Annotated in this window: 20 protein-coding genes, 1 tRNA gene and 1 pseudogene; 16 read left to right on the forward strand and 6 right to left on the reverse strand. The window is 71.0% G+C overall.

Going from position 1 to position 23457, the window contains the following annotated elements; genetic code table 11:
- From EGK76_RS10785 to crcB, 5 genes and pseudogenes are all read left to right on the forward strand, one after another.
- Entirely contained in the window at nt 1-1248 is a 1248-nt protein-coding gene (locus EGK76_RS10785; protein WP_123832606.1) for a peptidoglycan DD-metalloendopeptidase family protein, read from the forward strand.
- Between the two features lie 706 nt (nt 1249-1954).
- A pseudogene (locus EGK76_RS15670) lies at nt 1955-2269 on the forward strand (DUF559 domain-containing protein); the annotation flags it as partial.
- A gap of 1034 nt (nt 2270-3303) precedes the next feature.
- Nucleotides 3304-4863, forward strand: coding sequence for a S41 family peptidase (locus EGK76_RS10795; protein WP_233580277.1), 1560 nt, complete (start codon nt 3304-3306; stop codon nt 4861-4863).
- A gap of 1163 nt (nt 4864-6026) precedes the next feature.
- A tRNA-Arg gene (locus tag EGK76_RS10800) sits at nt 6027-6103 on the forward strand.
- A 129-nt stretch (nt 6104-6232) separates the two neighbouring features.
- Nucleotides 6233-6619, forward strand: a complete 387-nt coding sequence (gene crcB / locus EGK76_RS10805; protein WP_233580261.1) for a fluoride efflux transporter CrcB — start codon at nt 6233-6235, stop codon at nt 6617-6619.
- 362 nt (nt 6620-6981) lie between these two features.
- On the opposite strand, the gene galE is transcribed toward crcB, so the two are convergent.
- Complete coding sequence (gene galE, locus EGK76_RS10810; RefSeq protein WP_123832610.1) at nt 6982-7956, reverse strand: UDP-glucose 4-epimerase GalE; 975 nt, start codon at nt 7954-7956, stop codon at nt 6982-6984.
- Between the two features lie 456 nt (nt 7957-8412).
- Here galE and ubiA point away from each other — a divergent pair, with 456 nt between their 5' ends.
- Complete coding sequence (gene ubiA, locus EGK76_RS10815) at nt 8413-9333, forward strand: 4-hydroxybenzoate octaprenyltransferase (RefSeq protein WP_123832611.1); 921 nt, start codon at nt 8413-8415, stop codon at nt 9331-9333.
- 71 nt (nt 9334-9404) lie between these two features.
- Here the strand turns inward: ubiA and EGK76_RS10820 are convergent, their stop codons facing one another.
- Nucleotides 9405-10133 (reverse strand): ComF family protein, encoded by a 729-nt coding sequence (locus EGK76_RS10820; protein ID WP_123832612.1) that lies wholly within the window; start codon nt 10131-10133, stop codon nt 9405-9407.
- 49 nt (nt 10134-10182) lie between these two features.
- On the opposite strand from EGK76_RS10820, the gene bioB reads away from it, so the two are divergent.
- Genes bioB through bioC form a run of 6 tightly spaced genes read left to right on the forward strand, consistent with a single transcriptional unit; the run spans nt 10183 to nt 15525 of the window.
- Complete coding sequence (gene bioB / locus EGK76_RS10825) at nt 10183-11271, forward strand: biotin synthase BioB (protein WP_123832613.1); 1089 nt, start codon at nt 10183-10185, stop codon at nt 11269-11271.
- A complete protein-coding gene (locus EGK76_RS10830) occupies nt 11268-11630 on the forward strand; it encodes a hypothetical protein (RefSeq protein ID WP_123832614.1) in 363 nt (120 codons plus the stop codon). Before bioB ends, EGK76_RS10830 begins: the two co-directional genes overlap by 4 nt.
- Before the next feature lie 10 nt (nt 11631-11640).
- Nucleotides 11641-12843, forward strand: a complete 1203-nt coding sequence (gene bioF, locus EGK76_RS10835; RefSeq protein ID WP_233580278.1) for an 8-amino-7-oxononanoate synthase — start codon at nt 11641-11643, stop codon at nt 12841-12843.
- Nucleotides 12840-13844: a multidrug resistance efflux transporter family protein gene (locus EGK76_RS10840; protein ID WP_123832616.1), complete on the forward strand. Its 1005-nt coding sequence runs from the start codon at nt 12840-12842 to the stop codon at nt 13842-13844. The genes bioF and EGK76_RS10840 overlap by 4 nt, the downstream gene beginning before the upstream one ends.
- 23 nt (nt 13845-13867) lie before the next feature.
- Nucleotides 13868-14629, forward strand: coding sequence for a pimeloyl-ACP methyl ester esterase BioH (gene bioH / locus EGK76_RS10845; protein ID WP_123832699.1), 762 nt, complete (start codon nt 13868-13870; stop codon nt 14627-14629).
- Complete coding sequence (bioC, locus tag EGK76_RS10850; RefSeq protein ID WP_123832617.1) at nt 14626-15525, forward strand: malonyl-ACP O-methyltransferase BioC; 900 nt, start codon at nt 14626-14628, stop codon at nt 15523-15525. Before bioH ends, bioC begins: the two co-directional genes overlap by 4 nt.
- Nucleotides 15526-15547: 22 nt before the next feature.
- Here bioC and EGK76_RS10855 read toward each other — a convergent pair whose 3' ends face one another.
- The gene (locus EGK76_RS10855) at nt 15548-15736 is read right to left on the reverse strand and encodes a hypothetical protein (protein WP_096296702.1); all 189 of its coding nucleotides are present in this window, start codon (nt 15734-15736) and stop codon (nt 15548-15550) included.
- A gap of 236 nt (nt 15737-15972) precedes the next feature.
- On the opposite strand from EGK76_RS10855, the gene EGK76_RS10860 reads away from it, so the two are divergent.
- The gene (locus EGK76_RS10860) at nt 15973-17154 is read left to right on the forward strand and encodes a GAF domain-containing sensor histidine kinase (protein ID WP_158613490.1); all 1182 of its coding nucleotides are present in this window, start codon (nt 15973-15975) and stop codon (nt 17152-17154) included.
- A gap of 217 nt (nt 17155-17371) precedes the next feature.
- On the forward strand, nt 17372-17986 hold the full coding sequence (locus EGK76_RS10865; RefSeq protein ID WP_123832619.1) for a hypothetical protein: 615 nt from the start codon (nt 17372-17374) through the stop codon (nt 17984-17986).
- 121 nt (nt 17987-18107) lie between these two features.
- Here EGK76_RS10865 and EGK76_RS10870 read toward each other — a convergent pair whose 3' ends face one another.
- Genes EGK76_RS10870 through EGK76_RS10880 form a run of 3 tightly spaced genes read right to left on the reverse strand, consistent with a single transcriptional unit; the run spans nt 18108 to nt 20144 of the window.
- Entirely contained in the window at nt 18108-18524 is a 417-nt protein-coding gene (locus tag EGK76_RS10870; protein WP_123832620.1) for a ketosteroid isomerase-related protein, read from the reverse strand.
- On the reverse strand, nt 18521-19150 hold the full coding sequence (locus EGK76_RS10875; protein WP_123832621.1) for a YdcF family protein: 630 nt from the start codon (nt 19148-19150) through the stop codon (nt 18521-18523). The genes EGK76_RS10870 and EGK76_RS10875 overlap by 4 nt, the downstream gene beginning before the upstream one ends.
- Nucleotides 19151-19166: 16 nt before the next feature.
- Nucleotides 19167-20144: a pyridoxal-phosphate dependent enzyme gene (locus EGK76_RS10880; RefSeq protein WP_123832622.1), complete on the reverse strand. Its 978-nt coding sequence runs from the start codon at nt 20142-20144 to the stop codon at nt 19167-19169.
- Nucleotides 20145-20275: 131 nt separating this feature from the next.
- Here EGK76_RS10880 and EGK76_RS15545 point away from each other — a divergent pair, with 131 nt between their 5' ends.
- Nucleotides 20276-21097, forward strand: coding sequence for a hypothetical protein (locus EGK76_RS15545; RefSeq protein ID WP_199730901.1), 822 nt, complete (start codon nt 20276-20278; stop codon nt 21095-21097).
- A 374-nt stretch (nt 21098-21471) separates the two neighbouring features.
- A complete protein-coding gene (gene mnmG / locus EGK76_RS10890) occupies nt 21472-23361 on the forward strand; it encodes a tRNA uridine-5-carboxymethylaminomethyl(34) synthesis enzyme MnmG (RefSeq protein WP_123832623.1) in 1890 nt (629 codons plus the stop codon).
- Nucleotides 23362-23457 lie beyond the last annotated feature (96 nt).

Genomic DNA, 23457 nt, shown 5'->3' on the forward strand with positions numbered 1-23457 from the left:
ATGCCCCGCGGCCGCGCGCTGCTGCTGGTCGCGCTGCTGGTCGCGGCGCTGCCCGTGTTCGAGGCATCGGCGCAGAGCAGTCGCGAGACCGAGCGCCGGCTCGAGCGCGTGCGCAAGGAACTGCGCGATGTCGCTGCCGAGCGACGCCGGCTTGAAGGCCAGCGCGGCAAGGCCGCGCGGGACCTGCGCGCGGCCGACGAACAGGTCGATGTGTCCACGCGCGCGCTGCGCGAGACGCGGGTCAGGCTCGCCGAGGAACAGATCGCGCTGGAAAAGCTCCAGGCGCGCCGGGTGGAACTCGAATCCACCGTGGAGACCCGCCGCCAGGAACTCGCCTCGCTGCTGCGCGCGGCCTACACGGTCGGCGACGAAGCCGCGCTCAAGCTGATGCTCGCCCAGGACCGCGTGGCCGACGCCGGCCGTCTGCTGACCTACCACCGCTACCTGCAGCAGCAGCGCAGCACGCGCATCGGCGAACTGCGCGCCGAAATGCAGGAGCTCGACGGCATCGAAGCCGCGATCCAGGAGCGTCGCGCGGCACTGGAGGCGACGCAGGCCGAGCAACGCGCGCAGCTGGAGAAGGTCGAGCGCGATCGCATCGCACGCGCCGAGGCGGTCAAGGGCATCGAATCGCGCTTCAACGACCGCAGCGCGCGCGAGAAGGCGCTGGGTCGCGATGCGCGCTCACTCGAGCGTGTCCTCGCCCAGCTGCGCGAAGCCGCACGCCGCGCGGAGGCCGAACGTCGCGCCGCCGCAGCCGCCGCGCGCGAACGTGAAGCGCGCGAAACCCGCGAGGCCGCAGCCGCGGGCCGTCCCCGCCCGCCGCCGCGTCCGCCCACCCAGGTCGCGCGCAATGCCGCGCCCCAGGTCGGCGGGCTGGGCTGGCCGATCAGCGGCAGCCTGCTCACCCCTTACGGCGGCAAGCTGCCCGACGGCCGCAGCAGCACCGGCATCCTGATCGGTGCCCCGGCGGGCACGCCGGTCAAGGCTGTCGCCGACGGCACCGTGGTCTTCGCCGAGTGGATGACCGGCTACGGCATGCTGCTGATCGTCGACCACGGCAACGGCTACATGAGCCTCTACGCGCACAACGACGGCCTGCTCAAGAGCGTCGGCAACACGGTGCGCCGCGGCGACACCCTGGCCAGCGTCGGCAATTCCGGCGGGCAGGGCCGCAGCGGGCTGTACTTCGAACTCCGCCAGAACGGGACGCCGGTCAATCCGGCGACCTGGTTGCAGCGGCGCTGACGCTCCGCTGAGGCCAGGCATGCGCGCCGCTCGCGCGCTGGATCGGCGATTCGCTTGCGAGCCGGTCAGCCGCGGGCTGGATGACGGCGCGGCTCGCGGCTGCGGGCAGGCTTCCTGAAGTCCCAGCATCCTGACGCGGCCGCCAGAGCCGTGTCAGTAACGCGGTGGTGACAGCGGACGCCCTCACCCCAACCCCTCTCCCGGAGGGAGAGGGGCTCAAGCCTCCGGAAGGGGGTCAAGCTTCCGGAGGGAGAGGGCTCAAGCCTCCGGAAGGGGGCTCAAGCCTCCGGAGGGAGAGGGGCTCAAGCCTCCCGGAGGGAGAGGGCTCAAGCCTCGCCGATCCCACCGGCCGTCTCCGCCGCGCAAGTCTCCGCGCCCGGCCCCGCGCCCGGCAGAGCAACTCCCCGCCCACGTACCCGTACGCCGTGAAAACCCCTCTCCCTCCGGGAGAGGGGTTGGGGTGAGGGCAACCGCCCCCAGCGCGCCTGGCCCCCCGCGCGCCATCCAGTCGCTCTCCCCCCTGCGAGCGGGGGAGGGGCAGCTCACCGCAACGCTCGCCCGGTCGCGACCAAGTGCCAGCACGGGCGCCCAGCCGACTATTCCCATACAACACGCGCCACACCCCCACAGACGCATCCACCGCCTTCCGAGCGACACGCCCGCATCGCGCGCCCACGCTTCCACCCGGGTCTCAGGGAACCGGTCGATGCGCGCCAATCCTGCGAAACTGCGCTTTGCCCGCACCCTGCGTCGCGAATCCACCGACGCCGAGCGCCTGCTCTGGTTCCACCTGCGTGACCGGCGCCTGGGGGTGAAGTTCCGCCGCCAGCACCCGATCGGCCCCTATATCGTAGACTTCCTCAGCATCGAGGCCGCACTCGTCATCGAGCTCGACGGTTCCCAGCACCAGCCCCACCGAGACGCCCATCGCACCCGGTTCCTGGAGCGCCGCGGGCACCGCGTGCTGCGGTTCTGGAACCACGATCTGCTGGTGCGCACGGAGACCGTGCTCGAACAGATCCTGGCCACGATCGCCCTCACCCCAACCCCTCTCCCAGAGGGAGAGGGGCTCAAGCCCTGCCGCTGCGCTGACGGCCTCCCTTCGGGCCCGCATACGCTCTGCTCCCGGCCTCACACCTGCGCGAGGTCGATCAAACCTTCCGGCTGGCGCACCAGCGCCCACAGCCCTCGGAAGGTGGGTGACAGCCCCGACTCGCGTTGACGGCACCGCATCGCAGCCCGCCCCACGCGCATCGTCCAAGCCACTCTCCTCGGGGAGAGGGGTTGGGGGGTGAGGGCAGCCGACTGCTGTCCACGCGACCCACGCGCCATCCAAGCCCCTCTCCCCCCGGATGAGTCGGGGTGCGGGCAGCCGACCGCAGCCCCCCTCACCGCGCGCCATCCAAGCCCCTCTCCCTCCGGGAGAGGGGCGGGGTGAGGGCAGCCGACCGCAGCCCCCTCACCGCGCGCCATGCAAGCCCCTCTCCCCCCCGGGAGAGGGGTTGGGGTGAGGGCAGCCGTCTGCAGCCCGCCCCGCCCACGCGCCATCCAGACCCCTCTCCCCCGGAAGAGTTGGGGTGCGGGCCGCCGACCGCAGCCCCCCGCCCACGCGCCATGCAAGCCCCTCTCCCTCCGGGAGAGGGGTTGGGGTGAGGGCAGCCGACCCGCAGCTCCCCACCACGCGCCTTCGATCGCGCGGCCCACAGCGGTGTCAGCGCGAAGACGATCCACACGTGCCAACCCGGCATCACCCCTTCGCAACCACCGACCCGAATCCGCAGCGCCCGCGGCGCGCGCCACTTACCGCAGAACTGAACATCCCGAGCACCGTTCAACCCATTCACACAGGCTGCCCGCATAATCGATTGGCACGCATCCACGCGTGTTTCCCGCCTTTCCCGGAGTCCATGCATGCGCGCGAATTCATTGGCGCTGGCCCTGTTTGCACTGCTGGCGCCGGCCGCGTTCGCGCAGACCGCGCAGGACCAGACGCAGCCGGCGCCGTCCCCGCAGGCCGACGGACCACCACAGGTCCAGAGCCCAGGCGATGCCCCGATGGCGGGCTCCGACGAAGAGGCCGACGTTGCTGCGAGCGATGATCCCGCCGCCATCGACCACGCCTCCAGTCGCGTGCCGCTGCAGGAGATCCGCCGCTACGTCGGCGTGTTCAACGCCGTGCGCGAGGCCTATGTCGAGCCGGTCGAAGACCGCAAGCTGATGACGTCGGCGATCCGCGGCCTGCTGCTCGATCTCGATCCGCACAGCGTCTACATGGAGAAGGACACCGCGACGGCCTTCGACGAAGGCACCGAGGGCGCCTACGACGGCATCGGCGTCGAGGTGATGTATCTGGGCGACGGCAGCATGCGCGTCATCGCGCCGATCGACGGCACGCCGGCGGCCAAGGCCGGCATCCGCGCGGGCGACGTGATCATCAGTGTCGACGGTCGTACGCTCACCCCTTCCGACAGAGAAGGCCCCGGCCCACTGCGCGGCGCGCCGGGCACCTCGGTAATGATCGGCGTGCTCCGCGATGGCGAAACCGCGCCGCTGGAGATCCGCGTCGACCGCGAGACCATCCGGGTGGTCAGCGTGCGCGGCCGCATGCTCGAGCCCGGGTATGCCTACGTCCGGCTCAGCCAGTTCCAGGTGGATACCGCCGCGGACTTCAGCCGCATCGTCAGCGAACTCAAGCAGCAGGCCGGCGGCAAACTGCGCGGGCTGGTCATCGACCTGCGCAGCAATCCGGGCGGCCTGCTGACCTCCGCGGTGCAGATCGCCGACGACCTGCTCGACGAGGGCAAGATCGTCAGCACCCGCGGCCGCATCCCGATCAGCGATGCCGAGTTCAGTGCGTCCCCCGGCGACCTGCTCGACGGCGCACCGGTGATCGTGCTGGTGGACGTGGGCTCGGCCAGCGCCGCAGAAGTGCTCGCCGGCGCCCTGCGCGACAACAACCGTGCCCGGGTCATTGGCAGCCGTACCTTCGGCAAGGGCTCGGTGCAGACCGTGCTGCCGCTCGACAACGGCGATTCGGTCAAGCTCACCACTGCGCGCTATTACACCCCGAGCGGCCGCTCGATCCAGGCCCGCGGCATCGATCCCGATGTCACCCTGCGTCCGGATGGCGCGGCCAGCGCCGACCCGGATGCACCGCGCGCCGCCACCATGTACACCGAAGCCAACCTGCCGGGCCATCTGCAGGGCGACGAGGAAGACGGTTCCACCGGCGGCGAGGCCCTGCCCGGCGAGGGCCCGATCAGCGCCGCGCTGGCGGAGTTGAAAAAGCCCTGGGTACCGGCCGCGCAGGGACGCGTGCAGGACGCGCCGCCTGCAACCACGCCGACCCCTGCGGCCACTGCCCGGCCCGGGGCTTCGCCGGTCCAATCGAACGACACGCCGCCTGCGTCCGCGTCCACCGGGCCCGAAGACGCGTCTTCCGCAGCAACGCCTGGCGAATCCGGCGCCACCGCGCCTGCGAGCAGCCTCGACGAGCCTGGGCAGGCCTCGCCTCCCTCCATACCGGCCGATGATCCCCAGGCCCCGGCGGCACCCGCGCCGGTAGCCCCTGCGCCCGAGGCGGCGCCCACGTCATCGGCCACGCCCTCGCGCTAACGCGCCGCCGCATCGGCCTGCAGCCAGGGACACACGGGCGCCCGACGCCAAGCCTGTATCGCGCCCTCGCATCCCCGGCAGCGAGCTGGGGTCAGCCAGTAACAAACAGGTCGGAGACAAGGCGGCGACAAGACACGCCGCGCCCCGCCTGCTGCGCCGCTTCAAGCCCCTCTCCCACCGGGAGAGGGGTTGGGGTGAGGGCACGTTCCGCGCGCCAGACCCACCAGCCGATCCGGCAAACGCCACCTCACCGAAGCGCTCCGCACTCCGCTCAACCAGCCGGCGCCCCCTCGCGGACATGAGACGCGCCGAGTAGGGAAACGAGTTGCCGCCGAGGCGCGAGTAAGGAAGGGAGCTGCGGCCCAGGCAGGCGACAAGACGCGCCGCGCCCCGCCCGATCGCCGCTTCAAGCCCCTCTCCCTCCGGGAGAGGGGTTGGGGTGAGGGCACGTTCCGCGCGCCAGATCCCAGCCGATGCGGTAAACGCCACCTCATCAAAGCGCTTCGCACTCCGGTCAACCAGCCGGTTCCCCCTCACGGACATGAGCCGCGCCGAGTAGGGAAACGAGTTGCCGCCGAGGCACGAGTAAGGAAGCAAGCTGTGGCCCAGGCAGGCGACAAGACACGCCGCGCGGGCCCGAAGCGCCGCTTCAAGCCCCTCTCCCCCCGGGAGAGGGGTTGGGGTGAGGGCGCGTTCCGCGCGCCAGACCCACCAGCCGATCCGGCAAACGCCACCTCGCCGAAGGGCTCCGCACTCCGCTCAACCAGCCGGTGCCCCCTCACGGACATGAGCCGCGCCCAGTAGGGAACGAGTTGTCGCCGAGGCACGAGCAAGAAAGCGAGCTGTGGCCCAGGCAGGCGACAAGACACGCCGCGCGGGCCCAGAGCGTCGCTTCAAGCCCCTCTCCCCCGGGAGAGGGGTTGGGGTGAGGGCGCGTTCCAAGCGGGCCAGCCGAAGCCCACGATGCACTGCGCGTCGCTGGGCTCAAGGCGTGACCGCGACCTGCCACCGCCTTCACCGGCGTCCCGGTAACGCCGGGGACCGCGATCTGCCGCCTTCGTCTCCCCACCGCCATCGCGCCCATCACGCATCTCTCCCCGCCGGCCGTTTCCGCTACAATCTGCGGCCGCCCCGCCACGATCGTGGTGCGGCGCTTGCACCGTGCGCCTGTAGCTCAGCCGGATAGAGTAGTGGCTTCCGAAGCCATTGGTCGGGGGTTCGAATCCCTCCAGGCGCGCCATCTTCTGCGATGTTCCATGCGGCCGCTGCGCTTCGCATTCGAGGACACCATGCCGCAGACCAGCTGCTGTTCCGCCACTCCGCAGTCCCGCGCTCCTGTGCATTCGCGCACGTGTGCATGCAACGCCTGATGCTCATCGCGCTTGGCGGCGCGTTCGGTTCGGTCTGCCGTTACGGCCTTTCGCTCTGGACGCTGCAGCTGGCTGGCGCTAATGCGTCCACGTCCTTGCGCTTCCCGCTCGGCACACTGACCGTGAACCTGTTGGGCTGCTTCGTCGCGGGCCTGCTGGCCGGTGGCATCGTCCGCCACGAGTGGTTCACCCCCGACGTACGCGTGATGCTCCTCGTCGGCGTCATGGGCGGTTTCACCACGTTCTCCGCGTTCGGACTGGACACCCTGGCGCTGCTGCGACGGGGCGACATCGCAATGGCCGGCCTCTACATCGCCGCCAGCGTGCTGTGCGGGCTGGCTCTGGCCGCACTGGGCTGGTGGATCACGAGCCGCGGCGCCGCGTAGCCCGACGTCCGGACGCTACACCCCAGAACTTGCGCCACGCCCAGGCTTTTCTCCCCGGAAGCGGATCGGGAGGGGTAGCTCTTACGCACTCCTCCCGGGGCGATGTCCAGGGCCTCGCTTGGGCCGGTTTCGTAGGAGCGGAGCGTTGTTTCCTGCATCCCATGCACCCGCGGGCCCGAGCCGGGCCGGTCGGCGGCTGGCGCTGCTACTGATGCCCACACATCCGCGCGGCAGCGCTTGCCGCCGCATCGAGGGCGCGCGCGGCGGCCGCACATCGACACGCGATGCGGCGCATCGGGGGCGGATGCATGGTCGAGGTCGCGGGGCAATCCGACCAGCCGGCACGCTCCAGCAGTCAGGACTCAGAACGTCGGCGCGCAATGCCAGCGCCACGCCGTCTGGATAATCTCGGGCAGCGAGGTATAGCGCGGGGTCCAGCCCAACTCGCGGCGAGCGAGGTCGTTCGAGGCCACCAGCACAGCGGGATCGCCCGCGCGTCGCGGCGCGATATCCCAGGGGATTTCGTGGCCACTCACCGCCTCCGCCGCAGTGATCACCTCGCGCACCGAGAATCCCTGGCCGTTGCCGAGGTTGAATGCGTGCGCGCCTGCATGTGTCTCCATGTATGCCAGCGCCTGCCAATGGGCCTGGGCCAGATCGTCGACGTGGATGTAATCGCGCACGCAGGTGCCATCGGGCGTGGGCCAGTCATCGCCGAATACCTTCAGCCGCTCGCCATTGCCCAGGGCTGCACGCAACACGTTCGGAATCAGATGCGTCTCGGGCGTATGCGCCTCGCCAATGTCGCCATCCGGGCTGGCACCCGCCGCGTTGAAGTAGCGCAGGCACACCGAACGCAGACCGTAGGCCGCGCCCGCGTCGGCCAGCACCCGTTCCACCATCAGCTTGCTGGCGCCGTAGGGATTGATCGGCGTCTTGGGATGCGTCTCGTTGATGCGTGCAGACACCGGCTCACCGAATATCGCAGCGGTCGAGGAGAACACGATCTTCCCCACGCCATGCCGCTGCATGGCCCGCAGCAGGTTGAGCGTGCCGACGACGTTGTTGTCGTAATAGTCGTAGGGCTTCTGCACCGACTCGCCCACCAGCGAACGTGCGCAGAAATGCATCACCGCATCGAACGGGCCCAGCGCGAACGCCGTGTCCAGCGATGCGGGATCGAGCAGATCCGCCTCGATCAACCTGCCAAATCGCACTGCCTCGCGATGGCCGGTGGACAGGTTGTCCAGCACCACGGCCTCGGCGCCATGTGCGCCGAGCCACTTCGCCATATGGCTGCCGATGTAGCCGGCGCCGCCGCAAACCAGAATGCGCATCGTGAGTCCCCGAAAAAAGTTGTCCCGGCAGGCGCGCCGATGCGCCACGTTCGCCACGATGTCCGGCAAGGCGGGCGGACGGGCGAACAGCCATAGTGTGTCGCCCGCGGTGAAGTCGTGAAACCCGCAGTGAACCCAGGGCTCAGGAGATCGGAGTGTTTCCGGTCCGACAGCGCCATTCGGTCGCCGCCCAGCGGATCACGGCTGTGCCGACTGGCGTCGTGGGTCTCCGGGGGCATGCGCCCGGTCGCCATGAGGTCGAAGTGGGGCTTGCCCAGGGGGCGGTCGAACCCGGCGAAGTACGGCCACTGGGCGACCACTTCGCGACCTTCGATCCGGCGCGGTTTGATCGCGCCCGGATTGAGGAAGAGAGGAGGGCCGACACGGGCCGCGGGCCGTTCCCGGAGGTGCTGACCACCGCGCCGCTCCAGCCCCGCTGATATCCTCCCCGCAGCCATGCACGACTACGAACGTTTCGCCCAACCCGCCGTACCGCCCCGGCGTGAGCGCCTGCGGCAGTACTGGAAGCTGATGCGCGGGGATCGGCCGATCGGCTGGCTGCTGTTGCTGTGGCCGACCTGGTGGGCGTTGTGGATCGCCGCCGAGGGCGTGCCGCCGCTGTGGACCCTGGCGGTGTTCAGCGCCGGCGTCTGGCTGACACGCTCGGCCGGCTGCGTGATCAACGACTACGCCGACCGTTGGCTCGACCCGCACGTCGAACGGACCAAGGACCGCCCCCTGGCCAGCGGCGCGGTCCGCGGGCGCGAGGCGCTGCTGCTGTTCGCGGTGTTGATGCTGGTGGCCTTCGCACTGGTGCTGACGATGAACCCGCTGACGATCGCCATGAGCGTCGTCGGTGTCTTCCTCGCGGCAAGCTATCCCTATCTCAAGCGCCACACCTATCTGCCGCAGGTGTATCTGGGCATCTCGTTCGGCTGGGCAATACCGATGGCGTTCGCGGCGGTGCAGGGCACGGTGCCGCCGATCGGCTGGGTACTGTTCGTCGCCAATATCTTCTGGACCACCGCCTACGACACCTGGTACGCGATGGTCGACCGCGAGGACGACATCCGCGCGGGGTCGAAGTCGACTGCGATCCTCTTCGGCGACCTCGATCTCGTCGCCCAGGGCGTGCTGTATGCACTGGCGTTCGTCGCGCTGGCGCTGGTTGGCCGCGAGGCCGGGCTGGGCGCCTACTACTGGCTGGGTCTGGGCCTGGCGTTGGCGCTCGTGGTCTGGGAGTTCGTCATCGCGCGTCACCGCGAGCGGGAGGCCTGCTTCCGCGCCTTCCTGCACAACCACTGGGTCGGCATGGCGATCTTCGCCGGCATCGCCGCGGATTACGCGTTGCCGCCGACAGGTTTCGCGCCGGGCTGATCAGCCTCGGCGGACGGGGCGGTGGGCATCGTGGCGAAGCCCGGACCCGCTTGCCGACCCGCATCCACGCTTCAGCGCACCCGTGCGCATACCCAGGCATCGACACGCGCGACGCCCGCGCGCCGCAGGGCATGCGCGGCGGCATGCAGGGTGGCGCCGGTGGTCATGACGTCGTCGACGAGGGCGACGTGGGCCGGTGCGCCGCCCGATGCGGCGGCAGCGAACGCATGGCGCAGATTGCGTCGCCGCGCCTTTGCGTCCAGCCGTGACTGCGGCGCGGTCGCCCGCACCCGGCGCAGCAGGTCGGCGCGCAAGGGCAGGCCGTGGCGGCGCGCCAGCACGCGCGCAAGTTCGAGTGCCTGGTCGTAGCCGCGCTCGCGCAGGCGGGCGACGTGCAACGGGACCGGCACGAGGACATCCGGGCGTTCGGCGTGCTGCGTCGCGTGGCTCAGGCAATCGCCGAGCAGCGCCCCGGCGGCGAGATCGCGATGGAACTTGAAGCGCGGCAACAGGCGGTCGACCGGAAAGCGGTAATCGAACGCGGCGACCACGGCGCCCAGCGGGGGCGGCCGGCGCAGGCAGCGTCCGCACAACGGATCGCCGGACGGCACCGGCTGGGCGCACCGGCTGCAGGCGTGCGGCATCCACGGCAACGCGGCAGTGCAAGGGGCGCACAGGTCGCGACCGTCGATGCCCGCCTCTCGGCACACCAGGCATCGCGTGGCCAGCAGGCTGCGCAGCAGGCGTCGCCAGCGGCCGTCAACCTGCGTCGGGGGCTCCAGGTTGACAGCATCGGGCATGCTTTCCAGACTGCCGGGCCAGTCACGCCTTCACCGTCGGTAGATCGCCATGTCCGTTGTCAGTCACGCCCGCGAAGCCGCCGGCCAGTCCGCGCCCGTCCGTCACGACTGGGCGCGCGCCGAGATCGAGGCGCTGTTTGCGCTGCCACTCAACGAGCTGCTGTTCCGCGCCGCGAGCGTGCATCGCCAGCATTTCGATCCGGCCGAAGTACAGGTCAGCACGCTGCTGTCGATCAAGACCGGCGGCTGCCCCGAGGACTGCAGCTACTGCCCGCAGGCGCAGCGCTACCAGACCGGGGTGCAGGCGACCAAGCTGATGGAGACCGACGCGGTGCTGGAGAAGGCCCGCCAGGCCAAGGCCGCCGGCGCCACGCGCTTCTGCATGGGCGCGGCCTGGCGTTCGCCCAAGGACCGCGACGTGCCGAAGGTGGCGGCGATGATCCGCGAGGTCAAAGCGCTCGGTCTGGAGACCTGCGCCACGCTGGGCATGCTGACCGGCGAGCAGGCGCACGCGCTCAAGGAAGCCGGCCTCGACTACTACAACCACAACCTCGACACCGATCCCGAGTTCTACGATTCGATCATCCACACCCGCGAGATCCAGGACCGCCTCACCACGCTCGAACACGTGCGCGACGCCGGGCTCAAGACCTGTTGCGGCGGCATCGTCGGCATGGGCGAGACCGGCCGCCAGCGCGCCGGCCTGCTGCGCACGCTGGCGAACCTGCCGGTGCATCCGGATTCGGTGCCGATCAATCGTCTGGTGCAGGTCGAAGGCACGCCGCTGCACGGCACGCAGGAGATCGATCCGTTCGACTTCGTCCGCACGATCGCGGTGGCGCGCATCCTGATGCCGCGCTCGATGGTGCGGCTGTCGGCCGGCCGACAGGACATGAGCGACGAGCTGCAGGCGATGTGTTTCTTGGCCGGCGCCAACTCGATCTTCTACGGCGAACAGCTGCTGACCACCGGCAATCCGGACACCGAACGTGACATGGCCCTTTTCGCGCGCCTGGGCCTGCGCCCGATGCAGGTGCGTGTGGATGCCGAACACGGGCACGGCGCGGCCCATGCGGGCGGCGGCTCCGGCCACGACATCATCGAGCTGCCGCAGCATCCCCGGAGCTGCGCCGCGTGATCCCGGCGCTGGGCTGGGCCTATCTCCTGCTGCTGGCACTGGTGGGCCTGAGCGGATTCGTGCTCGCCCTGCGGCATCGGCAATCGCTGCCCTGGGCGATCGCCAGGCTCGCCGCTGTCGGCGTGCTCGTCTGGGCGGTGCTGCTGTTCTGCCGTGACGCCGGCGCGGGGTTGGGCTTTGCGGCGGCGCTGCTTGCCGCGGCCGCGCTGCTCGCGCACAAGAGCGCAGTCGATGCGCGCGATGCTGCGCAGATGGCGCTGCCGCGCCCGGCGCGCGTCGGCGTGGCGATCAATGGCCTGCTGATGTTGCCGGCCATCGCGATGGGCGCGCTCGTGATCGGGACCGGCCGTGGCGCTTGACCGGCCCGATCTGCGCGCGCGCGCACGCGCTGAACGCGAGGCACGCACGCAGCTGCAGGCACGCCGCGTGCGGCGCACGGTGTTGCGCCGCGACGGCATGCGCAGCGAAGTCGCCGGCAGTGACGGCAGCACGCGCTGGCTGCTGAACTTCTGCGGCAACGACTACCTCGGCCTCGCGTCGCATTTCCAGGTCTCCGGGGCCCTGCAGGACGCTGCGGCGCTGCACGGGGTCGGCAGCGGTGGCTCGCACCTGGTCAGCGGCCACCACGCATTGCACGACGCGCTCGAGCGCGAGATCGCCGACTGGCTGCAGCTGCCCGCGGCCCTGTTGTTCGGCAGTGGGTTCGCGGCCAACCTCGCCGTGGTGCAGGGCCTGCTCGGCGAAGGCGACGCCTGCGTGCAGGACCGCCTCAACCACGCGAGCCTGATCGATGCCGCGCGGCTCGCCGGCTGCCGGCTGCGCCGCTATCCACACGCCGATGCGCAGGGCGCGCTGCGCCAGTTGCGCACGCTGCCCGAAGGCGCGGCCATGCTCGCCACCGACGGCGTCTTCAGCATGGACGGCGACATCGCTCCGTTGCGCGAGCTGGCCATCGTCGCGCGCGTGCAGCAGGCGTTGCTGTACGTCGACGATGCGCACGGCATCGGCGTCGTCGGCCCCGATGGCCGCGGCAGCGTCGCCGAGGCTCGACTCGACGTGGAGGCGGTGCCCTTGCGGCTGGTCACGCTGGGCAAGGCGCTGGGCGGCTGCGGCGCGGTGCTCGCCGGCGATGTGGACCTGATCGGCCACCTGGCCGAAACCGCGCGGCCCTACGTCTACACCACCGCGTTGCCGCCGGCGGTGGCAGGCGCGGCGCTGACCGCGGTGCGCATCGCGCGCCACGAGCACTGGCGGCGCGAGCGCCTGACGGCGCTGGTGCAGCGGTTCCGTGCACGGGCGCTGCGACTTGGGCTGGACCTGATGCCGTCGGAGACGCCGATCCAGCCGCTCCGCTGCGGCGACAACGCCACTGCGCTGGCGATGTCGGCAGCGCTCGATGCCGCCGGGTTCTGGGTGGCGGCGATCCGCCCGCCGACGGTGCCCGATGGCCAGGCGCGCCTGCGCGTGACCCTCAGCGCCGCGCATGGCGATGCAGACGTCGACGCGCTGGTCGATGCGCTCGCCACTGCGCGGGATGCATGCGCCGATGCGGCCCGCCGCACACGGCCATGACCGTCGCACAACCCGAGGCGCGTCGCGCGCTGCTCGCGGTCGGCCTCGCGCTCGCTTCGGCGTTGTTCTTCAGCCTGACCTACGTGCTCAACCGCGCCAGCGCGAGCGGTGGCGGGCACTGGGCGTGGATCGCGTCCCTGCGCTACTTCATCACCCTGCCGCTCCTGCTGCCGCTGATGCCGATGCAGGGCGGGACCGCGCCGGTGCTGCGCGCGATCGCCGCGCATCCCTGGGCATGGCTGCGCTGCAGCGCGATCGGCTTCGTGCTGTTCTGCTGCATGCTTACGTTCGCCGCGTCCAGCGGCCCGGCGTGGCTGGTGGCCGGCAGTTTCCAGTTCACCGTGATCGCCGGGATGCTGTGCGCGCCATTGCTCTACCGTGATGCGCGCCGGCGCATACCGCGCGCGGCGCTCGGCATCGCGGCGATGATCCTGGCAGGCGTGCTGCTGATGCAGCTGGGCTACGGCGGCAGCGGTCTCGATCGGGCCGGGTGGATCGCGCTGGCCTGCGTGCTGACCGCTGCAGTTGCATATCCGCTCGGCAACCGCCTGCTGCTGCTGCATCTCGAGCGCACCGGCGAAGACCTCAATGCCACGCAGCGCGTGTTCGGCATGACGCTGGCCAGCCAGCCGCTGTGGATACCCGTCGCGGCCTTCGCCTGGTACGAGGCCGGCCTGCCGTCGATGTCGCAGCTGGGTCTGGCGGCCGGGGTGGCGCTGGGCGCGGGCGTGATCGCGACGATCCTGTTCTTCCAGGCGACCGGCATGGTCCGCAACAATCCGCTCGCGCTGGGCGCGGTCGAAGGGATGCAGGCTGCCGAGCTGCTGTTCGCGGCCGGACTCGGCGCGCTGTTCCTGCAGGAAGCCTGGCCGCGCGGGCAGGCCTTGCTCGGCGCGGTCGTGGTGGCGCTGGGAATCGTCGCGTTCGCGATCGTCGTCGCCCGTCCCGCGGCTGGCAGCACGCGGCGCACCCGGGCGCTGCGGGGAGACAGGGGCGCATGAGCACATTGGACATGCCGCACGGAGTGCACATCGAAGTGGCAGGCCGGGGCGCGCCGCTGGTACTGCTGCATGGCTGGGCGATGCACGGCGGGGTGTTCGCGCCGTTGCGCCAACGCCTGCAGGCGCAGCGCACGCTGTATCTGGTCGACCTGCCGGGCCACGGCCTGAGCCGCGACGCCGCCTTGCCGCTCGCGCTGGGCCCCGTCGTCGACGCGTTGGCCGATGCGCTGCCGGCAGCGCCCTGGGTGGGCTGGTCGCTCGGCGGCCTGTTCGCCCTGCAGGCGGCGGCGCGGCATCCGCACCGGGTCCCCGCGCTCGGCATGCTGTGCGCGGTGCCGCGCTTCGTGCGCGGCGAGGACTGGCCGCACGGCATGTCGGCGGAGATCTTCCGCGACTTCGCCCGGGGCTTGCGCAGCGATTACCGCGCCACGCTCGATCGCTTTCTTGCGCTGGAGGCGTTCGGCTCCGATGATGCCCGCGGCGAACTGCGCGCCTTGCGCGCCGAGGTGTTCGCACGCGGTGAACCGGCCGCGCATGTCCTCGCCGATGGCCTGGGCCTGCTCGAGCGCAGCGATCTGCGCGCGCTGCTGCCGTCGCTGACCGTGCCGAGCCTGTGGTTGTCTGGCCGACGCGACCGCCTCGTCGATCCGCGGGCGATGCAGGCCGCCGCAGCCCTGGCACCGGGTGCGCTCGCCGAGACCATCGAACACGCCGGCCACGCCCCGTTCCTCACCCACGCCGACGCGGTTGCCGCGCGGCTGCTCCAGTTCACGGCAGACCGATGATGTCCGTTTTCGATTCCAGGCAGGTGCGCCGTGCGTTCTCGCGCGCCTCGGCCAGTTACACCGCCGCCGCCGCGCTGCAGCGCGGCGTCGAGGCCCAGCTGCTCGAATCGCTGGAATACCTCGACGACCGCGTGCCCGCGGTCGTGCTCGACGTCGGCAGCGGACCGGCGCATGCAGCGCTGGCGATGCACCAGCGCTGGCCGAAATCGCGCGTGATCGCGATGGACCTCTCGCTGTCGATGCTGCAGCAGGCGCCCGTGAGGACGGGCTGGCGTGACCGGCTGGGCCTGCACAGACCCGTCGATCGCGTGTGCGCGGATCTGCGCGCCCTGCCGGTGGCCGACAACAGCGTCGACGTGCTGTTCTCCAATCTGTGCCTGCAATGGGTCGAGGACCTGCCCGCGGCATTCGCCGGCTTCCGCCGGGTGCTCAAGCCCGACGGCCTGCTGCTGGTGTCGACCTTCGGCCCGCAGACGCTGATCGAACTGCGCGAGTCGTTCGGCGTCGCCGACGCCGAGCCGCACGTCAGCCCGTTCGCGTCGATCGCCGAGTTCGGCGACGCGCTGATGCGCGCGGGCTTCCGCAATCCGGTGCTCGACCGCGACGTGGCCGTGCACTGGCATCCGGACATGCAATCGCTGATGCGCGAGCAGCGTGCGACCGGCGCGACCAATGCGCTTGCCAGCCGTCGCCGCGCGCTGACCGGGCGTGCGCGCTTCGAAGCCGCAGCCGCGCATTACGAGCAGTTCCGCACCGAGGCGGGCCTGCCGGCAAGCTGGGAGTGGATCACCGCGATGGCATGGTCGCCGGCCCATGGCGCGCCGATCCGCGAGGCCGACGGCGAGCTGGCACGGTTCCCGGCCAGTGCGATTCCGGTACGGCGTCGCGACGGCTGAGCCGGCGACGCCGCAGCCTGCGTCAGCCCTTGCCCGGGCGCGGCCCCTGGCGGGAGGGGCTGCCGTCGGCGTCGTGGCCGCCGTCGCCGTCTTGCCCGCCGAGCGGCTCGCTGCCCTGGCCCGGATTGCGGCGGCCTTCGCTGTGGTCGGATTCACCTTGCGCGGTCTGATCCGCGAACGCGCCTTCGTTGCCGGTCTTGTTGGTGTGCATGTCATGCCTCACGTGTGGGGCGTCCGCGCAGTGCGGCCGCGCTGTGCGAGCATGGCGCGCGCCGTGTCGATGCCGTGCAGGCACCCTGCCGGTTCTGCACGCCACGCAGCTTCGTCGCGGTACCGTCGATGCGCGCCGATGATCGCGGCCGCCGCGACGACCGCTGTCTTGGCCCCCGGCCAACGGATGGCCGACAATGGCCATGGCCCGCTTCCGGGGCGCGGCGGGAGACAAGGATGGACGGCTCCGATCACCCCGATGTCGCGGCCATCAGCCGGATCGCGTTCGTCCCCAAGCTGCTGGAAGTGGTCACCCGACTCACCGGCCTGCGGTTCGCGGCAGTGGCGCGGGTGACGGATACGCAATGGATCACCTGCGCGGTGCGCGACGAGATCGATTTCGGACTGGTGCCCGGCAGCGAGCTGCCGCTCGAGACGACGATCTGCAACGAGATCCGCGACCACCGCCGCCCGGTCGTGTTCGAACATGCCAGTGCGCATCCCGTCTACGCGAGCCATCACACGCCGCTGCGGTACGGGCTTGAGAGCTACATCTCGGTGCCGCTCTACGCCGTCAATGGCGAGTTCTTCGGCACCCTGTGTGCGATCGATCCAGCGCCTTCCAGCGTGGAGGCCCGGGGGATGGTCGAGATGCTCGAACTGTTTGCGCAACTGATCGGCTCGGAACTGGAACTAGTGGACCGGCTGCAGCTCAGCCAGTCGGCGTTGCGCAGTGCACTCGATGTTGCGGGCGCGCGCGAACAGTTCATCAGCGAGGTCAGTGACGGCCTGCGCGATCCGCTGCAGGCCGTGGTCATGGACGCGCACGCGTTGCGCGCTTCGCGTGGCCTCGGCGAGGAGGCGATGGCGCTCGCGCGCTCCATCGAACACAGCGCGTGGCGCATGGCGGACGTGATCGACGAGTTGGCCAGTTTCAACCACGACCAGATCAGCGCGGACGCCGAGCTGACCGCCGTCGGGGCGGCGGCACTGACATCGGAGATCACGCGCATGCTGAACCGGCTGGCCGCGCAGCATCCGGGACGTCCGATCGCAACCCAGTGCCGCATCGACGGCACGGTCGACTGTGCGCCCGGACCGCTTGCCCAACTGCTCGCCAACCTCGTGGTCAATGTGCTGCGCCACAGCGACGCGGAAAGTACGGTCAGCGTCGACATCGGAACCGCCGGCGACCGCCTGCGGATGGATGTGCGCGCGACGGGACTGTCGCTGCCCGTCCACGTGCTCGATTCGGTCAGCGGTTCACTGGTCCGACCTGCAGGCGTCGGGCGGCAGGACGCCTGGAACTTCTTCACTGCCGGGGAAATCGCCCGTGCGCACGGCGGCCAGCTGACCGCCGAGCTCGACAGCCCCGGCGGCCGCCTGTCCTTCACCATGCCGGTGCGGCAGCGGGCCTGACCTGAAGGCCGGTCTGCGCGTCGGCGATGCGCGCAGAAGCGGTGGACCGCGCACTGTGACCCCGCGCCCTCCAGACCGGGCGATACACCGCAGCCCACCTGCCGACCATGCGCATGCGCGTGTTGGCGAGGTGCACGACCGCAGGCGGCGCGCCGGCAGAGTTCAGCCGCGCACACCTAGACTCGCGCTCACCGTGCCGGTCAGGAGTGCCCCAGCGATGCGCCGATATCTCGCCCTTTCCCTGTGCTGCGCCGCCCTCGTCGCGCCCGGCATGGTCAGCGCGCAACAGCAGTACGAGATCGACCTGTCGCGGCTCGATCCCGCGGCGGTGCTCGCGACCGGCAGTGACGTGCTGCGACGCGCGTCGGCGCCCTCGATCGATGCCCTGTTCCAGGCTGTGCTGCAGTCTTCCCGGCAACCGGCCGAGGCGTCCGCCCTGTGCGCCCTGTTCGAACCGGACGCGCGCCGCGATCTCGCCGCCTTCCAGCGCACCGTCGACACGCTTGGTCCTGCCAGCCGCGAACGCTTCGCCAACGCCTTCACCGATGTCGCGCTGAGTGGCCTGCAGGGACAGCCGCAGGCATTCGATCCCGCCGCCGCGCAGCAGGTCCTGCGCGCGGCCGCAGTGACGGCCACCTTGCTCCACGACGGCTTCATGATCGGGATGACCGCGACCGGCACCGATCCCGACAGCCGGCAGGCGCGGTGCCGGTCCTTCCGGCACATGGTCGATGTGCTCAAGGACCAACCGCAGCCGCAGCGGGTGATGGCGACGCGTTGGCTGCTCAGCGAAGGTCTGACCCTGGTCGCCGACGGTCAGGCCGCGCGCTGAAAGGGCGCATCGCTTGGCGCATCGGGCAGGGCCATCGCCGCCGTTGATACGCCCTCTGCGTCGGGTTCGCGCATGCCGATCGCGCGCCCACCACCGGGGCGTCCCGGCGGCCTGGGCGCGCTCAGCGCACCTGCGCGATCCAGTCTTCCAGGTTGTAGTAGTTGGTGACGCGGGTGATCCGGCCGTCCGCGATCCCGAAGAACGCGCCGCCGGGCAGCCTGTAGGTCTGGCCTCTTGCGGGCGGCAGCCCGGCATCGTCGGCGAGGTACTGCCCGTGCACCACGTATTCGGCCGCAGCGCGGCGGCCGTCGGCCGAGGCCAGGACCACCACCTCGTCCAGCCGCTCGCGATAGCAGGCGTCCATGCGCTGCATGAAGGCGGCGAACGCGGCGCGACCGGTCTGGCGCGGTCCCTGGTTGAGGTCGTGCGCCACGTCGTCGCCCAGCAGCGCGAGCATGGCCTCGCGATCGCCGGCATTGAATGCGGCGTAATACGCCTCGACCAGCACCCGGGCCGCGGTCTGCGGATGGGCGGTCATGACCCGATTCCTTCCCTGACCACTTCGAACAGGTCGCGATGGAAGAAGTACACCTCGCGCAGCAGGAACTCGCGCTGGGTCCGGAAGGTGCGGAAACGTGTCGATGGCGTGGGCGAGCCGATGGCGTCGATGCCAAGCCGCCGGCTGGCCCGCAAGGCGCGCGCCATGTGCAGCGGATCGCTGACCACGATCACCCGCTGCAGGCCGTGGTCCTGCAACAGGCGCCGGGTCTCGACGAGATTCTCCACCGTCGTGCGCGACCGCGATTCGATCAGGATCGCCGATGCCGGGATGTCCTGTCGCAGCGCGTAGCGGCGGGCGACCTGGGATTCGGAGAACCGCGCCCGCGCGCCGCCATAGCCGCCGGTGAAGATCAGCACCTTGGCATGGCCCGCGCGATAGAGGTCCAGCCCATGGTCGATGCGGGCCTCGAACACCGGCGACGGCTGGGCGTCGTAGGCAGCGGCGCCGAGGACCACGATGGCGTCGGCCGGCGCGGCATCGTCGCGATTGCCCACATGGACGATCCACGCGGCCACGCCCAGCAGCCACGCCGCCAGCAACAGCGTCAGCCAGAAGCACCAGCGCAGCAGCCGGCCGAGCGGACTGCGTGTCCTGCGTGTCATCGCGCCCCCGGGCCGCTCACGACTGCCATGGCAGTCGCTCCGGATCGACGTTGCCGCCGCTGAGCACGATGCCCACCCGCAGGCCCGAGAACCGCGAACGGTTGGCCAGCACCGCCGCCAGCGCGATCGCCGAGGAGGGTTCGACGAGCTGCTTGGTGTGTACAGCGATCCGGCGCATCGCCGCGATCGTGTCCACATCGTCCACCGCGATCACCTCGACCGGCGCCCCGCCGCTGCGATGCCGGTGGAGGATCCCGAAGTTCGGCAGGCCGAGCAGGCCGCGCAATCCGTCGCAGACGGTATCGGGGGCCAGATCGTCGACGCGGCAGCCGGCCCGGAGCGAGCGCAGCGTGTCGTCGGCGCCGCGCGGTTCGGCCAGCACCAGCCGCGTGCCGGGCGCGGCGTGCGCGATCGCCAGCGCGGTGCCCGCGGCGAGGCCGCCGCCGCCCACCGGGACCACCAGGACATCGAGCGGACCCTCGGTCTGCAGCAGTTCCAGTGCGGCCGTGCCTTGGCCGGCGATCACGTTGCGGTCGATATAGGGATGGACCAGGGTCGCGCCGGTCTGCACGCGCAGCCGTTCGCAGAGCGCCTCGCGCGCGGCCAGCGTGGGCGCGCATCGATGCAGCACTGCGCCATAGGAGGCGATTGCGGCCAGTTTTGTCGCTACCGCGCCCTCGGGCACCACCACGTGGCACCCGATGCCGCGGGACGCGGCCGCCAGCGCCAGGGCGGCGCCGTGGTTGCCCGATGAATGCGTGACTACGCCGCGCCGGGCGGCCTGGGCATCGAGCGATCCCACCGCATTGCAGGCGCCGCGGAACTTGAATGCGCCCGCGCGCTGGAGATGTTCGGCCTTGAAGTGCAGCGAACAGCCCGCCGCAGCGTCGAGCGTGCGTGCGTGCAGTACCGGGGTCACGTGGGCATGGCCGGCAATGCGGGCGGCCGCGGCAAGCACGTCATCCGCGGTCGGCGGTGGTATCGGGTCCATCATCGGGCAAGCGTAACGGAGCAACCGCCGGGAATCACCGGCGCCGGGCGCGCCCGCTGCGCGGCAGCTCCGCTTAAGGGCGGATTCAATGCGGCCGGCGGATTCTGGCCGCCTGATCCACCGAGGTGACCGCCATGATCCGCAAGGCCTTTCTGCTCGTCGCGTGCATGACGCTCGCCGGTTGTACGACCTATGGTTACCGCGGCGGCAGCGGCGACTACTACTACGGGGCGCCCTACGGCACCCTCGGCTACGGACGTGGCTACGGCGTGTACCGTGGCGCCGGCTATGGCGTCCCTGGTAGCTACGACGCGTGGAACCGCTATCCCTACGGCTACTACGGCGGTGGCTACTACCGCCCGCCGCCGATCATCGTGCAGCCCGTCTACCCCGGACGCCCCGGATACCGCCCGCCGCACAATGGCCGTCCACCCTACGAGCACGCGCGGCCCGAGCGCCCGGACCGCCCGGGCACCGGTCACGGCCGTCCCGGCGGTCCGGGCAGCGAGCGGCCCGACCGGCCCGGGCGTCCGGGCGAGGGCAGTGGGCGTCCCGACCGGCCCGGCTGGAACAGCGGACGTCCCGGTCGCCCGGGGGACGGCAACGGCCGCCCGGACCGGCCCGGCTGGTGGGGGGACGGGCGTCCCGGTGGTGGAAACAACGAGGGTCGCCCGCCATCGCGTGGCGACGGCCTTGGCCCCGGTCGCCCGGACGGACGGGGTGACCGTCCTTCCCGTGGCGACGGCGAACATCGCGCCGGCCCCCGCCGAGGGTTCCGTCCGCCACGGCCGGCCCAGCAGATCGGGTCCGGCCAGGCCGCGGCCCCGCCGGTGCTTCAGCGTCCCGCACAGGCGGCGCCGCAGAACCGCGCGCCCGTGGTGCTGCAGGCGCCTCGCCAGGGTCCGCGCGGCGAAAGAAGGACGAGCGTCACACACCGGGAAGTCGAGCCGCTTTGACGCTTGCGCGTCTGCGGGTCACGGGACAAGCTGCGCATGCGTGACCGGCAGCGTCGGTTTCCGACGAAAAGGTCACACTGACTGTCGACGCCCGGCGGGGGATACCGGATCCCCCCTGTTCCGTCTCCGCCGGGCGTCGACTCTTGATCCAGGGCTTCCCCGCGCCGATGCCCGCGGAAAAAAAATGGGGCCGGATGTCCCCCGACATCCGGCCCCGTGCTTCCCCGCTGCGTACCTGGCCGGCCCTGTTCCAATTCCGGCCGCGTCCCCCTTGATCGACGCTGGCCGCAGCGGGTGCCCCGACATCCACGCAGAAACTGTGCCAACTGTGGCGGTTGGCACCGGTCGGCCCCGATCTCGCGGATAATCCGCGCATGCGCAACGACTTCCCCAGCTACGACGTCATCGTCGTCGGCGGCGGCCATGCGGGCACCGAGGCCGCGCTCGCGTCTGCGCGAGCCGGCGCCCGCACCCTGCTGCTGACCCACAACGTCGAGACGATCGGCGTGATGAGCTGCAACCCTGCGATCGGTGGCATCGGCAAGGGCCACCTGGTGCGCGAGATCGACGCCCTCGGCGGAGTGATGGCGCGCGCGGCGGATGCCGCCGGGATCCAGTGGCGCCGTCTGAACGCATCGAAGGGTCCGGCGGTGCGCGCGACGCGCTGCCAGGCCGACCGCAACCTCTATCGCGCCTTCGTGCGCCGTGCGGTCGAAGCCCAGCCGGGCCTGACCATCTTCCAGTCCGCCGTCGACGATCTGGTCATCGACGGCGACGTGGTCCGCGGCGCGATCACCCAGACCGGGCTGCGCTTCGACGCCCGGGCCGTGGTGCTGACCGCGGGCACCTTCCTGGCCGGGCGCATCCACGTCGGCGAAACCCAGTACGCCGGCGGCCGCGCCGGAGATCCACCGGCGACGACGCTGGCCGCGCGCCTGCGCGAGCGGCCCTTCGTGGTCGACCGGCTCAAGACCGGCACGCCGCCGCGCATCGATGGCCGCACGCTCGATTACGCCGCGATGGTCGAACAGCCCGGCGACGATCCGCGCCCGGTGTTCTCGTTCATGGGCAGCCGCGACGACCATCCGCGCCAGGTGCCGTGCTGGATCACCCAGACCACCGAGCGCACCCACGACATCATCCGCGGCGCCCTGCATCGCTCGCCGATGTACTCGGGCCAGATCGAAGGCATCGGGCCGCGTTACTGCCCCTCGATCGAGGACAAGGTGGTGCGCTTCGCCGAGAAGTCCAGCCACCAGATCTTCGTCGAGCCCGAGGGGCTGGACGTCGCCGAGATCTATCCCAACGGCATCTCGACGTCGCTGCCGTTCGACGTGCAGCTCGAGCTCGTGCGCAGCATCGTCGGCTTCGAGCAGGCGCACATCACCCGCGCCGGCTACGCGATCGAATACGACTTCTTCGATCCGCGCGGCCTCAAGGCCACGCTCGAGACACGCGCGGTGGCGGGCCTGTACTTCGCGGGGCAGATCAACGGCACCACCGGCTACGAGGAAGCCGCCGCGCAGGGGCTGCTCGCCGGCGTCAACGCCGCGCGCCAGGTGCGGGGTCTCGATGCCTGGAGTCCACGCCGCGACCAGGCCTATATCGGCGTGCTGGTCGACGACCTGATCACCCACGGCACGAAAGAGCCCTATCGCATGTTCACCAGCCGCGCCGAATACCGGCTGCAGCTGCGCGAGGACAACGCGGACCTGCGACTGACCGACGTCGGCCGCAGCCTCGGGCTCGTCGACGATGCGCGCATGCAGCGCTTCGAGCGGCGGCGCGAGGCCATCGAACGCGAGACCGCGCGACTGCGCGGGATCTGGGCCTCGCCACAGAACGCGATCGGCCGCGATGCGGTCGCCACGCTCGGTATCGAGCTGCGCCGCGAAAGCAATGGCATCGACCTGCTGCGTCGCCCCGAGCTCGGCTATGCGGACCTGATGCGGGTGCAGGCGCTGGGCCCCGGCGTGGCCGAGGCGGATGTCGCCGAACAGGTCGAGATCGAGGCGAAGTACGCCGGCTATCTCGAGCGTCAGCGCGTCGAGATCGAACGTCAGCAGCGCCAGGAAACGACGGCCATTCCCGACGGCTTCGACTACGCGCAGGTGCGCGGCCTGTCGGCCGAGATCACCCAGAAGCTTGCCCAGGTGCGGCCCTTGACCGTCGGCCAGGCGCAGCGGATTCCGGGCATGACCCCGGCTGCGATCTCGCTGCTGCTCGTGCATCTGGAGCGTGCCCGGCGTACGCGCGCAGCCTGAGGCGGGTTTGTGCGGCTGTGCCGCGTCCGTGCCGATTGCGCGGGCAGGCCTCGATCGTCTGCGGGCGACTCATCCGGTGTTCCGCCGCGCTGTGTT

Origin of the sequence: Luteimonas sp. 100069 (genome assembly GCF_003813845.1) — a bacterium.
In the GTDB taxonomy this organism is placed as follows: Bacteria; Pseudomonadota; Gammaproteobacteria; order Xanthomonadales; family Xanthomonadaceae; genus Luteimonas; species Luteimonas chenhongjianii.